Raw genomic sequence first — 13,616 nt, 5'->3', positions numbered from 1 at the left:
TGTGAGAGTAGGGAACTGCCAGGCATTAAATAAGACGAGAAAGCCAACCCACTGGGTTGGCTTTTTTGCGTTTGGGGTTTTATTTTAAATTTTTTACTTCATTTCTTTTTAATAAATTGTTTTATTTAAAATAATTTATTTCCATCCTATTTCTATATACCTAAATTAATTCTCATATACCGATTCAAATTATAAAAAAACATAGGATTAAACATATATTTAACATCATTTTTGTGCCAACATTAATTGTCATACAAATATAACAATAAATAAATGGCGGTTGGTAAATTATTTTGTGTAATAAATAAGCAATAGGAGCAAATGTATGGATGTTAATTTCTATGTCACATGTATTGGGGATGCTCTAAAATCCCATATGGCAAGAGACAGTGTATTACTGCTAGAAAAATTAGGTTGTCGGGTTCATTTTCTTGAAAAACAAGGTTGTTGTGGCCAACCTGCTATTAATAGTGGTTATATTGAGAATGCAAAACCTGCAATGAAGAAATTCATTGAAACCTTCGAAGTTAATGATTACCCCATTATTTCTCCTGCTGGATCTTGTACTTATGCAATTAAAGGTTATTCCAAATATCTTGCTGATGAACCTAATTGGGCTATACGAGCTGAAAAAATAGCTAACAGAATGTTTGATTTAACCTCTTTTATTGTAAATCAGCTTGGTGTACTTGATGTCGGCGCAAGTCTTAAAGGTAAAGCTGTTTATCACCCATCTTGTAGCCTATTTCGAAAAATGGGCGTTAAAGAAGAACCTATTAAATTATTACAACATGTAAAAGGTCTTGAATTATTACCTTTTCAAGATATGGAAACCTGCTGTGGTTTCGGTGGGACATTCTCAATCAAAATGGCCGAAATTTCAGGAGAAATGGTAAAAGAAAAAGTCCACCATATTATGGATGTTAAGCCTGATTATTTAATTGGTGCGGATGTTAGCTGTCTTCTAAATATTGGCGGTCGTTTAGAGCGAGAAGGACACCCTGTTAAAGTATTACATATTGCACAAGTCTTGATGAGTCATGAGGAGGAATTATGTCGTTAAGAACGAGTACGATTCCTTTTAAAGCGCTTATCGATCGCCAAGTACATGATGAAGTCATGCAAAAAGCCGTTGCTAATGCACAAGAAACTATTGGTAAAAATCGGCAAAAAATGGTTGATGATCTTGGACATTGGGAGGATTGGAGAGATAGAGCGGCTCAAATTCGAGATCATGTGCTTGCTAACTTAGATGCTTATTTATGTCAATTATCTGAAAAAGTAGAAGAACATGGTGGGCACGTTTTCTTTGCTAAAACAAAAGAAGAAGCAGCGCAATATATTCTTAGTGTAGCTAAAGAAAAAAAAGCAAAGAAAGTTGTTAAAGCTAAGTCAATGGTAACTGAAGAAATCGGTATGAATACCGCATTAGAGAATGCTGGGATTAAAGTTATTGAAACCGATTTAGCTGAATTTATACTCCAGCAAGCTAAAGATGCGCCTTCGCATGTTGTTGTACCTGCTATTCATAAAAATAGAGAACAAATTCGTCAAATATTCCATGATAAATTGGGATATAACGGCTCTGATACACCAGAAGAAATGACTCGTTTTGTTCGTCAAACTATTAGAGATGATTTTTTTACTGCTGATATTGGTGTAACGGGTTGTAACTTTGCAGTTGCAGAAACGGGCTCGGTTTGTTTAGTGACTAATGAAGGTAATGCTCGCTTAAGTACTACATTGCCTAAAACACATATAGCAGTGATGGGTATGGAACGTATCGCACCGACATTTAAAGAGGTGGATATTCTTATTACCATGTTAGCACGCAGTGCTGTTGGATTACGTCTAACGGGCTATAACACATGGCTTACAGGGCCTAGAGAAAAAGACAATGTTGATGGCCCTGAAGATTTCCATCTTGTTATTGTTGATAATGGGCGTTCAAAAATTATTGGCTCAGAATTTAAAGATATTTTGCGTTGTATTCGTTGTGGTGCATGTATGAATACTTGCCCTGCTTACCGTCATATTGGTGGACAAGGATATGGCTCTATTTATCCAGGCCCAGTTGGTGCTGTTTTAACCCCTTTATTAGGTGGTTATAAGAATTTTAAAAACCTTCCTTATGTATGTTCATTATGTACTGCTTGTGATTCTGTATGCCCGGTAAAAATACCACTATCCAATTTAATTAAAAAACATAGAAATGTGATGGTTAAAGAAAAAATCACACCAACAACAGAGCGTACGATCACCAATATATTTAACTATGTGAACCGTCATCCAACATTATGGAAAGTTGGTATGAATTGGGGGGCTCATGCTGCAAGGTGGTTTATTAAAGAGGGGAAAGCTCCTTTAAATATAGGCGCATTAAAAGAGTGGACTGAAGCAAGAAACTTGCCACAAGGTGATGGTGAAAGTTTCCGTAGTTGGTTTAAAAAACATCAAAAAGAGGAGAAATAAGAGATGAATAATAAAAACACATTCCTATCTCATTTAGCTTCTCAGTTAGGAAGACCATTAAAAACAATACCAGACTCATTACCAACGCCAATAAATACATATCCGGAAGAAAGATTAACTGAATTATCGGAAGAGGAACGATATCAATATTTTCTTAATACCGCTAAATTAGCCGGAAGCGATTATGAGACAACGACACAAGAAGCTTTACCTCAGTGCTTACTTGCATTATGTAATAAATATGGTTCATCAGTGATATTGACGGGTGATCCTCGTTTAAAAGAAAGTGGTGTTATTGATTTATTATCTGAACATTGTGATGTTAGTGTGTGGGATCACCATGTTGGTGGAGAAAATATTGAGCATGTAAAAAATGCTAAAGTGGGGATTGTTTTTGCTGAATATGGACTTGCTGAATCGGGGGGTGTTGTTTTATTTTCTGGAGCAGATAAAGGACGTAGTGTTAGTTTGATCCCAGAAACAACGCTCTTTGTTATTAAGAGGAGTACCATTTTACCGAGAGTTGCTCAATTAGCGGAAGAACTTCATCAACTAGCAATAAAAGATGTCCGAATGCCTTCTTGTATTAATATTATTAGTGGACCAAGTTGTACCTCTGATATTGAATTAATTAAAGTTGTTGGTGTTCATGGCTCTTTAAATGCCATTTATATAGTGATTGAAGATTGCTAATAATTATGTATAAGGAGCCATATATTATTGTGGCTCTTGTTCTTCAGAACTTAATAAATCATATTTTAAGAGATTTTTATTACCATCAATGACCATGATGGGTGATCTTGGCTGATAACAATCTGCTAAGGGTGAATAGCATTTATTCGGTGAATGATGTTCTATACCAAGCCAACTACTTAATAACCAATAATTATTTGCTGTTGAGTAAGGTTTGTTTAACACCTCATTACTAATGGTTGGTTTTACGGTTGAGGGGCTATACCAAATAAACAACGGGATATCGTAAGCTTCTTTACGTGGTGTATTTACGCCATGATGATAACGAACCTCTCTATTTTTATCGAGACGCTGTAAAGCATGATCGGAAAAGTAGAGAATAGAAGCAGGTTTATCTTTAACTTTTTCAATGATGCCATTAATTAATTTATCTGTATAAGCGATAGAGCTGTCATAGCAATTATCATCATCTTCTTGTGTGAATTTCTTTAGATACTGATTTGGAAATCGATTACAGGCCGGCTCATGGCTACCATATGTATGTAAGATGATTAATTTTTTCTGTGCAGATGATTCATTAAGCGCGCTATCTAAATAAGGAAGTAGCTCTTCATCATAACCGATAAATTCATTCCACTTTTTATTTTGGGCCATATTAGCAATGACAGAAATAACACTGGTTTTTTGATTACCTTCACCTTGGTTACTTAGCCAATATGTTTTAAATCCAGCATGATTGGCAAGAGAAACAATATTATCAGCATAATGATTTTTATCTTGTAACTGTTCTAATCCTATATTTGAGAGCGAAATGGGTACAGAAAGAATGGTCACTGGTGCTGGAGAATAAACTTGATTGAATAAAATAAGATGACTCTTTTCTTTCATTAGATTAGGTGTTGTATCGTGCTGATAGCCATAAATTCCAAGATGATCTCTGCGAACAGATTCTCCAATAATTAGGATGTAAATTTCTGTATTATCACTATTTTTATTATATTGGAACTCAACTTTTTGAGAAGGAATTCTTCTAATTTTGCGATTTTCATGGAGGGTTCGGACAAGTGCAGCTGCATTATAAAAAGGTGTATTCAGAAGAGTATATTCTGCAAGTAATTTACTATTGTTGTCGTTTCTTAATGCTAAGCTTTTATAAAATGGAATAATGGCGATTAATATAACAAAAGCGGTCACACTTTTTTTTGTCGTTTTTAGATCAGAGACTTGAGCCGCTTTATGGATGAAAAAATAGTAAACGGCAAAAGCACATATATAAAATAAGACATAGTACTTATTATAAGAGAGCATACCGACAGTTTCGCTACTGTTAGTATTAATAAAAGTTTCAGCAATGGATGATGAAAAGGCAATATCATGTTCACGATAGAAAAATAGAGAAATAGAAAGATTTAAAGACCATAGCGCACTAATAACAACGGTTATTATTTTTCCAAAAACGTAGCGATAAATACCACTACATATCAGCATAAGTAGCCAGCCAATAAGAACAATATAGATTTTTTGTTCTATATACAGCGTTGAACCACCCAATGTTGCAGGTGCCATAGATAAGAAAAATAAAAGTGCGTAATGAGTTAACCAAGACATAATCTATTTAAAAATACCATCTCTTTTTATATACAATAAAAAGTTAATCATTTACGTTTTGACAATACAAGCCTTGTTTGTCTGAAGTGTGTCTGAAATTGATATTATTATGCATCTTTCTGGTTATTTTGGGCTTTTGGGCTTTATTAATAAGTTATATTATAAATAAATTATGTTTACTTTTTTATTTATAATTAATTGATTTTAAATTAATTTATTTTTCTTTTTATACTGCTAGAGTAGATGATAATAAGTTATATAAATAATCGTATAGATATGTAGTTAAAGCTTAAAAATATTATAAATAAGTAAATGATAGAAATAAGAGCACGGTTTTTATGATAATTGATAAAAACGATTGGAATTGAAGAGCCCCAAAGTTGGAATTCACTTTGAGGCTCTTTTTATTAAGAAAGGTTACATTATTTCTGGCTGTTAGTGCTGTTTACCTTGCTCAATACCCAAGCCAATTTGAGAACGTATAAACTGTGCTTGGAATTTTGCTTTTTCTTGCTCACCTAAAGATGATTTATCTGTAATAGAGAAAAGCCATGAGATAATAAAAGCAATAATGATTGAGAATAATGCTGGATATTCATAAGGGTAGATTGGTTTTTCATGACCTAAAATACTTACCCAAATGGTTGGCCCCAATATCATCAATGTGACAGCTACTAATAAACCAGACCATCCTCCTGCCACGGCTCCTCGTGTTGTAAGCCCTTTCCAATACATAGATAACAATATGATTGGGAAGTTACAGCTTGCTGCAATTGAGAATGCTAGCCCTACCATAAAGGCAATATTTTGCTTTTCAAATAAAATACCTAAACCGATAGCGACGATACCCAAGATAACTACAGTAATTTTGGATACTTTTAGCTCTTGTCTTTCATCTGCATGACCATTTTTAATTACATTAGCGTAGAGATCATGCGATACCGCAGATGCGCCCGCTAAAGTTAGTCCCGCAACAACGGCTAAAATAGTGGCGAAGGCAACAGCTGAAATAAAGCCTAAGAAGAAATTACCGCCAACAGCATCTGCTAAGTGAACGGCCGCCATATTGGTTCCGCCAATCAAAGCACCAGCGGCATCTTTGAACATAGGATTAGGGCTAACGAGTAAGATAGCGCCGAAACCAATAATAAAAGTAAGAATATAGAAATAACCGATAAAACCTGTTGCATAGAAAACACTCTTACGGGCTTCTTTTGCATCGCTAACAGTAAAGAAGCGCATGATGATATGAGGAAGTCCCGCTGTACCAAACATTAAAGCAAGACCTAAAGAGAGAGCAGATATAGGATCAGAAACCAAGCCACCAGGGCTCATGATAGAGAACCCTTTTGAGTGAACACTAACGGCTTCTTTAAATAAGGTATTGAAATTGAAATCGGCAGCTTTCATAACCATAACAGCCATAAAGCTTGCACCTGCAAGTAATAAAATAGCTTTAATGATTTGAACCCAGGTGGTGGCTAACATGCCTCCAAATAAAACATATAGCACCATTAGAATACCAACGAGCACAACAGCAATATGGTAGTTTAAACCGAAAAGGAGTTCGATTAATTTTCCGGCACCGACCATTTGTGCTATTAGATAAAGGGCAACGACAACCAGTGATCCAATCGCGGAGAGTGTTCTTACAGGTTTAGGGCTTAAGCGATACGAGACAACATCTGCAAAGGTATAACGCCCTAAATTACGCAAGCGTTCAGCAATGATAAAAAGAATAATAGGCCAACCAATCAGAAATCCAATTGAATAGATAAGTCCATCATAACCCGAAGTATAAACCAGTGCGGAGATCCCTAAAAAGGATGCGGCAGACATAAAGTCACCAGCAATTGCCATCCCATTTTGAAAGCCAGTAATTTTTCCTCCAGCAGTGTAGTAATCAGCACGAGAGCGAGTACGTTTAGAGGCCCAATAAGTAATGTAAAGTGTTAATCCTACGAATATTAGGAACATTATAATGGCCTGAATATTCATAGGTTGTTTCTCACCTCCTTCTGTTATTGCAGCAGCATAAGCCACCGTTGAAGAAAGGAAAAATAAGCTTATTGCATAAAATAACTTTCTCATTTTTCTACCTCTTCAATAACTTCAGCGGTAAGTTTGTCAAATTCAGTATTAGCTTTGATTACGTAAATACCTGTTAATAGAAATGAGGCAATAATTAAGCCAATACCAATAGGAATGCCTCGTGTAATGTAGCTTCCTTCGTACAGTGGTGTACCTAACCACTGTGGATAGAATGCAATAAGTAAGATAAACGAGACATACATAACGAGCGTAATTATTGAAAGTGTCCATGAAAAACGACTACGTTTATTAACCAGTTCTTTAAAGCGAGGGTTGTTTTCTATCTCTTGATAAATATTGGCATTCATCAGAGTTCTCCTCTATATAATTGTTTGGTTTATCACTTGATTTAGAGGCTTCAATCCCCTGCATTTCATGATTTTTAGGTAAGAGCGCCTAGCAAAGACATTTTCATGTCTTTGCTTTGTCGTATTACGTTTTTTAAATGACAGCTATTTTGTTGTGTATTAAGCGGTGAGTGATAGAGACTGTTTTTCTTCTAACAGTTTCTCTACAACACCCGGATCAGCGAGTGTTGAGGTATCTCCGAGGTTAGTTGTGTCGCCAGAGGCAATTTTACGCAAGATTCGGCGCATAATTTTCCCTGATCGTGTTTTGGGTAGGGAATCTGTCCAATGTAGAATATCTGGTGTAGCTATTGGTCCAATTTCTTTACGTACCCAGTTGCGAACTTCAGTATAAAGTTCAGGGGTTGGTTCTTCACCGTGATTTAAAGTGACATACGCATAAATGGCTTGCCCTTTAATATTGTGAGGAATACCCACTACTGCAGCTTCTGCAATTTTAGGATGTGCAACAAGAGCAGATTCAATCTCTGCTGTTCCTAAACGATGACCTGAAATATTCAAGACATCATCAACACGTCCTGTTATCCAATAGTCGCCATCTTCATCTCGGCGAGCGCCATCACCAGAGAAATACATACCTTTAAAGGTTGAGAAGTAAGTTTGTTCAAAACGTTCGTGATCACCAAAAAGTGTTCTTGCTTGACCCGGCCAAGAATCAGTAATCACTAAGTTACCTTCACAAGCCCCTTGCTGTACTTCTCCCATATTATCGACAATTGCAGGCTGAACGCCGAAGAAAGGGCGTGTTGCTGAGCCTGGTTTTAGATCCATTGCTCCTGGTAATGGCGTTATCATGAAACCACCGGTTTCTGTTTGCCACCATGTATCAACGATAGGACATTGGCTACGCCCCATTTTCTGATAGAACCATTCCCATGCTTCTGGGTTAATTGGTTCACCAACAGAGCCTAGAATGCGCAGAGAAGTACGTTGAGTCCCTTCAATTGCTTTATCACCTTCAGCCATTAATGCACGGATTGCAGTAGGTGCAGTATATAAAATATTGATTTGGTGCTTATCAACAACTTGAGCCATACGGTTAACAGATGGGTAATTAGGAACACCTTCAAACATAACCGTGGTCGCGCCATTTGATAGTGGGCCATACAGTAAGTAGCTATGGCCTGTTACCCAACCCACATCAGCAGTACACCAATAAATGTCGCCTTCATGATAATCAAAGGTGTATTTAAAGGTCATTGAAGCATAAACGAGATAGCCCCCCGTCGTGTGCAGTACACCTTTAGGTTTGCCTGTTGAACCTGATGTATACAGAATAAAGAGAGGATCTTCTGCATCCATAACTTCGACTTCACATTCTGCACTGACACCTTGGATGATTTCATCCCACCAAACATCACGTCCTTCAATCCATTGTTCGGTATGCCCTGTGCGGCGAAATACCACTACATGATTAATAAGAGGGATATCAGCATGATTTAAAGCATCATCAACATTTTTCTTTAAAGGGATAGCGCGACCCGCTCGTAATCCTTCATCAGCTGTAATGACTAATTTAGCTTTTGAGTCTATGATCCGGCCTGCAACCGCTTCAGGGGAGAAACCACCAAAAATAACAGAATGGATAGCACCAATACGAGTACAAGCAAGCATAGCGACTGCGGCTTCTGGCACCATAGGCATATAAATCGCCACAACATCGCCTTTTTTAATACCTAAGTTTTTTAATACGTTGGCGAATTGGCAAACATCGTGGTGAAGTTGTCGGTAAGTGATTTTTTTTGACTCATTAGGTGAGTCACCTTCCCAAATAATGGCAACTTGATCACCTCGTGTTTTAAGATGGCGATCAAGACAGTTCTGACTGATATTTAGCTGACCATCTTCAAACCAGCGAATGCGTACATGGCCTGGGTCAAAAGATGTATTTTTTACCACAGTATATGGTTTTATCCAGTCAATGATTTTCCCTTTATCTGCCCAAAAGGCCTCAGGGTTTTTGATGGATAATTCATAATCTTTTTGGTATTGCTCTTTATTGATCAGGGTGTGTTCTGCAATGTTTGCAGGAATATGATGTTGGTTTATTTTTGTCATAATAGTTCTCCTCACTGTTGTTAATACTATGTCAAAAAGTCGTTAACAAAAGAGGGTAAATAAAGATTGTTTCTTTTTTGCGCAGAAGATCACGAATTAATGGAAATGCTTTTCATGGAATGTTCAAATAGTGCGAAAGCTAGTGGTGAATGATTAATCTACTATTCTCTTATTTAATAGAATTATCATTTAATAGAAAGCTTTAAAATTAAAATAATATACTGTGAAAATTAATTTAACCATGCTGGATAAAAAAACCACAAAAATAATATGGATATGATAATGATTTTCATTAGCATTTTTTTCACTATAATGAAATGAAAAGATAAATCACATGGTGTGATCGAAGATAAAACAGCACTGGAGATTAATATGAGCTATACATTACCTGCACTGCCTTATGCTTATGATGCATTAGAACCTCATTTTGATGAGCGCACAATGGAAATTCACCATACTAAGCATCATCAAACTTATGTGAATAATACCAACACAGCATTAGAAAAATTACCTGAGCTTGCTGGTTTAGAAATTGATGAATTAGTTAAAAATCTTCATAAAGTACCTGCTGATCAACGTACCTTTTTACGTAATAACGCAGGTGGTCACTCTAATCATTCATTATTCTGGAAAGGGTTGAAGCTAGGTACTCAATTACAAGGTTCTCTAAAAGATGCGATTGAACGCGATTTTGGTAGCGTTGATGCCTTTAAAGAGTTATTTGAAAAAGCAGCAGCTAGCCGTTTCGGTTCTGGTTGGGCTTGGTTGGTATTAAAAGATGATGGCAAACTTGCGGTAGTTTCTACAGCAAACCAAGATAGCCCATTAATGGGTGAAGAGTTAGCTGGCGCATCTGGTTACCCAATTATAGGGTTAGATGTGTGGGAACATGCTTACTACTTGAAATATCAAAATCGTCGCCCTGATTATATTAAAGCGTTTTGGTCTGTTGTTAACTGGGATGAAGCGCAAAAACGTTTTCAGAGTAAAGCATAATTGAGTAAATAGCTTCCTTTCTTTTTATATTTTCAATGCCGACATCTGTCGGCATTGTTTCTTTTGAACACTCTCTTTACTATGAGTTATTCTTTTCTGTTTAGGTAGAGAGCTATGCGTTATTTTCCTAGTGTTTTTATCGGTAATATCACAACAACATCTAATGGATTTACCAGTGCGATCACCAAAAGGCTGGTGGATGGTCATATCAAATTGACATCACTGGGATTAGAAGGTGATGAGCAAGCAGAAAAGAGTTTTCACGGTGGCCCTGATCGCGCACTTTGTCATTATCCTAAAGAACATTATTTTTATTGGGCTGAGCAATTTCCGCAATTGACGGATTTTTTTCATGCTCCTGCATTTGGTGAAAATATCTCAACAACAGGCATGACAGAAGAAAATGTTTTTATTGGTGATATTTATCAATGGGGAACCGCATTAATTCAAGTTACTCAACCTCGCTCTCCTTGCTACAAACTTAACACAGTGACAGATGTCAGTAACTTTTCGCAAATTATGCAAGATAGTGGTTATTGTGGTTGGTTATATCGGGTTGTGAGTGTGGGAGAAACGGGGAGCCATCATCCTCTTGTTTTAGTTTCAAGAAACAGTGATGTCTCTGTTAAAGAAGCGATTTCGATAGCTTTTCATATGCCATTTGATGAAGAGCTTTATCATCGGTTATTAAGTGCCGCAGGATTATCTGCAAGTTGGAGTAAGACTATGCAGTTGAGGCTGCAAAATCAAACTATTGAGAGTTTTAATCGACGGTTGTTTAAGGAATAAATAGTTAATTTGCTCTTTACTAAAAAAACACCTTCCTAAAAATAAACTGGGGTCAGTTCAAAAATAGGTGAGGTGTTTTTCTAGGTATTAACAAAAGATTATGGATGTGCAATAAATCCGATTGCGTCATAAACCTTGTCTAAGGTTGCTTGAGCGCGAGCTTTGGCTTTATCAGCACCTTCTTTCATAATTTTATTAAGTAATACTTCATCATTACGGAATGTGTTAAAACGTTCTTGAATGTTAGTTAGCATTTCAGATACCGCATCAGCAACAGCACCTTTTAGATGGCCATACATTTTGCCTTCAAATTCAGCTTCTAATTCAGGAATAGTTTTGCCTGTAACACCCGCTAAGATATCGAGTAAATTAGATACACCCGCTTTGTTTTCAAGATCGTAAATAACACGAGGTGGCTCTTCTGAGTCTGTCATTGCACGTTTGATCTTTTTAGCTGCTGATTTAGGATCTTCAAGCAATGCGATAACGTTATTACGGTTATCATCAGACTTAGACATTTTTTTAGTCGGATCTTGTAATGCCATCACACGAGCACCGCCTTTTGGAATAAAAGGATCGGGTACGGTGAATATATCGCCATATATAGCGTTAAAGCGCTGGGCAATATCACGGCTTAATTCAAGATGTTGTTTCTGGTCGATACCAACAGGAACTTGGTTTGTTTGATAAATCAGAATATCTGCTGCCATTAATACAGGATAATCGAATAATCCTGCATTGATATTTTCAGCGTGGCGCGCTGACTTATCTTTAAATTGAGTCATTCGGCTCAATTCACCAAAATAGGTATAGCAGTTAAGTGCCCAGCTTAATTGTGCATGTTGTGGAACATGTGACTGAACAAAAATAGTGCTTTTTTCTGGATCGATACCACAAGCAAGGTATAGAGCCAGTGTATCTAAGGTTCTTTTTCTTAGCTCTTTAGGATCTTGACGTACTGTAATAGCGTGTTGGTCAACGATACAGTAAATGCAATCATAATCATCTTGCATTTGTACCCATTGACGCAGTGCACCCATATAGTTTCCGATAGTTAATTCACCAGAAGGTTGTGCACCACTGAATACAATTGGCTTTTGTGCCGTTTTTTCTACTGAAGTCGTCATTTTAATTCTGTTCCACAGTTGTCATTGGCGTGATATCGAGGATAGAGAGCAAATCAGCAAAATTATCGAGAGTAAAATCAGGTTTGCTGTCTGCAATAGATACGCCGTAGTTATAGCCGTAGGTTAAACCTACGCAAGGGCACTCAGCCTCTTGTGCTGCAATAATATCGTTGCGAGAATCCCCAACAAAAAGGAGTTCTTCCTTTTTAACACCAAATGTGCCCATTGTTAAATATAATGGTGCTGGATGCGGTTTTTTTTCTTTCACATCATCGCCACCTAACACCAAGGAAAAGTATTTTTCAATTTCCAATTGTTGTAGTAAAGGTGCAATAAATGGTGTTGGTTTGTTTGTCACGATACCCAGAGGAATATTGTGTGAAGCTAATGCCTCCAGGGTTTCTTTGACGTGAGGGAATAAATCACTGCCTGTTTTGACTGAGGTCGCATAATGTTCATCAAAAAGATCACGCATCTCTTTTAATAAGGTATCAGTCACATCCTCGACGCCAGCATTGTGCAAAGCGCGTGTCAGTAGCATATCCACACCGTTCCCAACCCAAATAGTGACATTATGTTTGCCAGCAGGAGGAAAGCCTTTTGCTTTTAATGCGTAGTCTGTTGCTTCTGTAAGACCAACAGCGCTGTCGGTGAGGGTGCCATCAAGATCAAAGGCGATAGCACGGATACCTTTGAGTTTTTTATCTGTCATTACGATACCTTTTCTAATTCATGGCGCATATTGTCGATAACATGCTTATAGTCTGGCTGATTGAAAATAGCTGAGCCTGCAACAAACATATCAGCGCCAGCTTGCGCAATTTCAGCAATATTATCGACTTTGACACCACCATCAATTTCTAAACGAATGTCATAGCCACCATCATCAATCATTTTACGTACTTGGCGTAATTTATCGAGAGTATTAGGAATAAATGATTGGCCACCAAAGCCTGGGTTAACAGACATCAGTAGAATAAGATCTAATTTATCCATAACATAGTCGAGATAGTTTAATGGGGTTGCTGGATTAAGCACTAAGCCCGCTTTACAACCACAATCTTTAATTAATTGAATAGTGCGATCGACGTGGTCACTGGCTTCAGCGTGAAATGAGATATAAGTTGCGCCCGCGTTTGCAAAGTCAGGAATGATACGGTCAACGGGTTTAACCATTAGGTGAACATCAATGGGGGCGGTAATACCGTAGTTACGCAACGCCTTACAAATTGGCGCACCAAATGTCAGGTTAGGAACATAATGGTTATCCATAACATCAAAGTGGACAACATCAGCGCCCGCAGCGAGTACTTTTTCAGTATCTTCGCCTAGACGAGCAAAATCAGCGGATAAAATAGAAGGGGCAATCAGAAAATCTTTCATCGCATTCTCCTGACAACACTCCCATTGTCGG

The 13,616-nt window shown here is 37.3% G+C and carries 12 protein-coding genes; 5 read left to right on the top strand and 7 right to left on the bottom strand.

Going from position 1 to position 13,616, the window contains the following annotated elements; translation table 11 throughout:
• Positions 1-325 precede the first annotated feature (325 nt).
• Genes DK858_RS12960 through DK858_RS12950 form a run of 3 tightly spaced genes read left to right on the top strand, consistent with a single transcriptional unit; the run spans position 326 to position 3,165 of the window.
• Positions 326-1,063, top strand: coding sequence for a (Fe-S)-binding protein (locus DK858_RS12960; protein WP_109397774.1), 738 nt, complete (start codon positions 326-328; stop codon positions 1,061-1,063).
• On the top strand, positions 1,054-2,472 hold the full coding sequence (locus DK858_RS12955; RefSeq protein ID WP_109397773.1) for a LutB/LldF family L-lactate oxidation iron-sulfur protein: 1,419 nt from the start codon (positions 1,054-1,056) through the stop codon (positions 2,470-2,472). Before DK858_RS12960 ends, DK858_RS12955 begins: the two co-directional genes overlap by 10 nt.
• A gap of 3 nt (positions 2,473-2,475) precedes the next feature.
• Positions 2,476-3,165, top strand: coding sequence for a LutC/YkgG family protein (locus DK858_RS12950; protein ID WP_109397772.1), 690 nt, complete (start codon positions 2,476-2,478; stop codon positions 3,163-3,165).
• A 24-nt stretch (positions 3,166-3,189) separates the two neighbouring features.
• Here the strand turns inward: DK858_RS12950 and DK858_RS12945 are convergent, their stop codons facing one another.
• The 4 genes from DK858_RS12945 to acs all read right to left on the bottom strand — a co-directional run bounded on the left by DK858_RS12945 (position 3,190) and on the right by acs (position 9,290).
• A complete protein-coding gene (locus DK858_RS12945; protein ID WP_109397771.1) occupies positions 3,190-4,773 on the bottom strand; it encodes a phosphoethanolamine transferase in 1,584 nt (527 codons plus the stop codon).
• 435 nt (positions 4,774-5,208) lie between these two features.
• The gene (locus DK858_RS12940) at positions 5,209-6,864 is read right to left on the bottom strand and encodes a cation acetate symporter (RefSeq protein ID WP_109397770.1); all 1,656 of its coding nucleotides are present in this window, start codon (positions 6,862-6,864) and stop codon (positions 5,209-5,211) included.
• Complete coding sequence (locus tag DK858_RS12935) at positions 6,861-7,172, bottom strand: DUF485 domain-containing protein (RefSeq protein ID WP_006534371.1); 312 nt, start codon at positions 7,170-7,172, stop codon at positions 6,861-6,863. Before DK858_RS12935 ends, DK858_RS12940 begins: the two co-directional genes overlap by 4 nt.
• A 159-nt stretch (positions 7,173-7,331) precedes the next feature.
• A complete protein-coding gene (gene acs, locus DK858_RS12930) occupies positions 7,332-9,290 on the bottom strand; it encodes an acetate--CoA ligase (RefSeq protein ID WP_109397769.1) in 1,959 nt (652 codons plus the stop codon).
• 372 nt (positions 9,291-9,662) lie between these two features.
• On the opposite strand from acs, the gene sodA reads away from it, so the two are divergent.
• Both sodA and yiiM read left to right on the top strand, forming a co-directional pair.
• Positions 9,663-10,286: a superoxide dismutase [Mn] gene (gene sodA / locus DK858_RS12925; RefSeq protein ID WP_109397768.1), complete on the top strand. Its 624-nt coding sequence runs from the start codon at positions 9,663-9,665 to the stop codon at positions 10,284-10,286.
• Positions 10,287-10,400: 114 nt separating this feature from the next.
• Entirely contained in the window at positions 10,401-11,075 is a 675-nt protein-coding gene (yiiM, locus tag DK858_RS12920) for a 6-hydroxyaminopurine reductase (protein ID WP_109397767.1), read from the top strand.
• Positions 11,076-11,173: 98 nt separating this feature from the next.
• Here the strand turns inward: yiiM and trpS are convergent, their stop codons facing one another.
• The 3 genes from trpS to rpe are packed head-to-tail and all read right to left on the bottom strand — an operon-like array spanning position 11,174 to position 13,585.
• Positions 11,174-12,202 carry a tryptophan--tRNA ligase gene (trpS, locus tag DK858_RS12915; protein WP_109397766.1) on the bottom strand — a complete coding sequence of 343 codons (1,029 nt, stop codon included), beginning with the start codon at positions 12,200-12,202 and terminating at the stop codon, positions 11,174-11,176.
• A gap of 1 nt (position 12,203) precedes the next feature.
• Positions 12,204-12,914, bottom strand: a complete 711-nt coding sequence (locus DK858_RS12910) for a phosphoglycolate phosphatase (RefSeq protein WP_109397765.1) — start codon at positions 12,912-12,914, stop codon at positions 12,204-12,206.
• Positions 12,914-13,585 carry a ribulose-phosphate 3-epimerase gene (gene rpe / locus DK858_RS12905; protein ID WP_023583115.1) on the bottom strand — a complete coding sequence of 224 codons (672 nt, stop codon included), beginning with the start codon at positions 13,583-13,585 and terminating at the stop codon, positions 12,914-12,916. Before rpe ends, DK858_RS12910 begins: the two co-directional genes overlap by 1 nt.
• Positions 13,586-13,616: the final 31 nt, after the last annotated feature.

The sequence above is a fragment of the Proteus faecis genome (assembly GCF_003144395.1).
In the GTDB taxonomy this organism is placed as follows: Bacteria; Pseudomonadota; Gammaproteobacteria; order Enterobacterales; family Enterobacteriaceae; genus Proteus; species Proteus faecis.
Note: the sequence above shows the minus strand (reverse complement) of the source record. Positions and strands in the feature narration are given on the sequence as shown.

What these genes read in the sequence shown, in the direction of transcription:
- DK858_RS12960 (WP_109397774.1), top strand. Translation starts at nt 326, where the DNA reads ATGGATGTTAATTTCTATGTCACATGTATTGGGGATGCTCTAAAATCC.
- DK858_RS12955 (WP_109397773.1), top strand. Translation starts at nt 1,054, where the DNA reads ATGTCGTTAAGAACGAGTACGATTCCTTTTAAAGCGCTTATCGATCGC.
- DK858_RS12950 (WP_109397772.1), top strand. Translation starts at nt 2,476, where the DNA reads ATGAATAATAAAAACACATTCCTATCTCATTTAGCTTCTCAGTTAGGA.
- DK858_RS12945 (WP_109397771.1), bottom strand. Translation starts at nt 4,773, where the DNA reads ATGTCTTGGTTAACTCATTACGCACTTTTATTTTTCTTATCTATGGCA.
- DK858_RS12940 (WP_109397770.1), bottom strand. Translation starts at nt 6,864, where the DNA reads ATGAGAAAGTTATTTTATGCAATAAGCTTATTTTTCCTTTCTTCAACG.
- DK858_RS12935 (WP_006534371.1), bottom strand. Translation starts at nt 7,172, where the DNA reads ATGAATGCCAATATTTATCAAGAGATAGAAAACAACCCTCGCTTTAAA.
- acs (WP_109397769.1), bottom strand. Translation starts at nt 9,290, where the DNA reads ATGACAAAAATAAACCAACATCATATTCCTGCAAACATTGCAGAACAC.
- sodA (WP_109397768.1), top strand. Translation starts at nt 9,663, where the DNA reads ATGAGCTATACATTACCTGCACTGCCTTATGCTTATGATGCATTAGAA.
- yiiM (WP_109397767.1), top strand. Translation starts at nt 10,401, where the DNA reads ATGCGTTATTTTCCTAGTGTTTTTATCGGTAATATCACAACAACATCT.
- trpS (WP_109397766.1), bottom strand. Translation starts at nt 12,202, where the DNA reads ATGACGACTTCAGTAGAAAAAACGGCACAAAAGCCAATTGTATTCAGT.
- DK858_RS12910 (WP_109397765.1), bottom strand. Translation starts at nt 12,914, where the DNA reads ATGACAGATAAAAAACTCAAAGGTATCCGTGCTATCGCCTTTGATCTT.
- rpe (WP_023583115.1), bottom strand. Translation starts at nt 13,585, where the DNA reads ATGAAAGATTTTCTGATTGCCCCTTCTATTTTATCCGCTGATTTTGCT.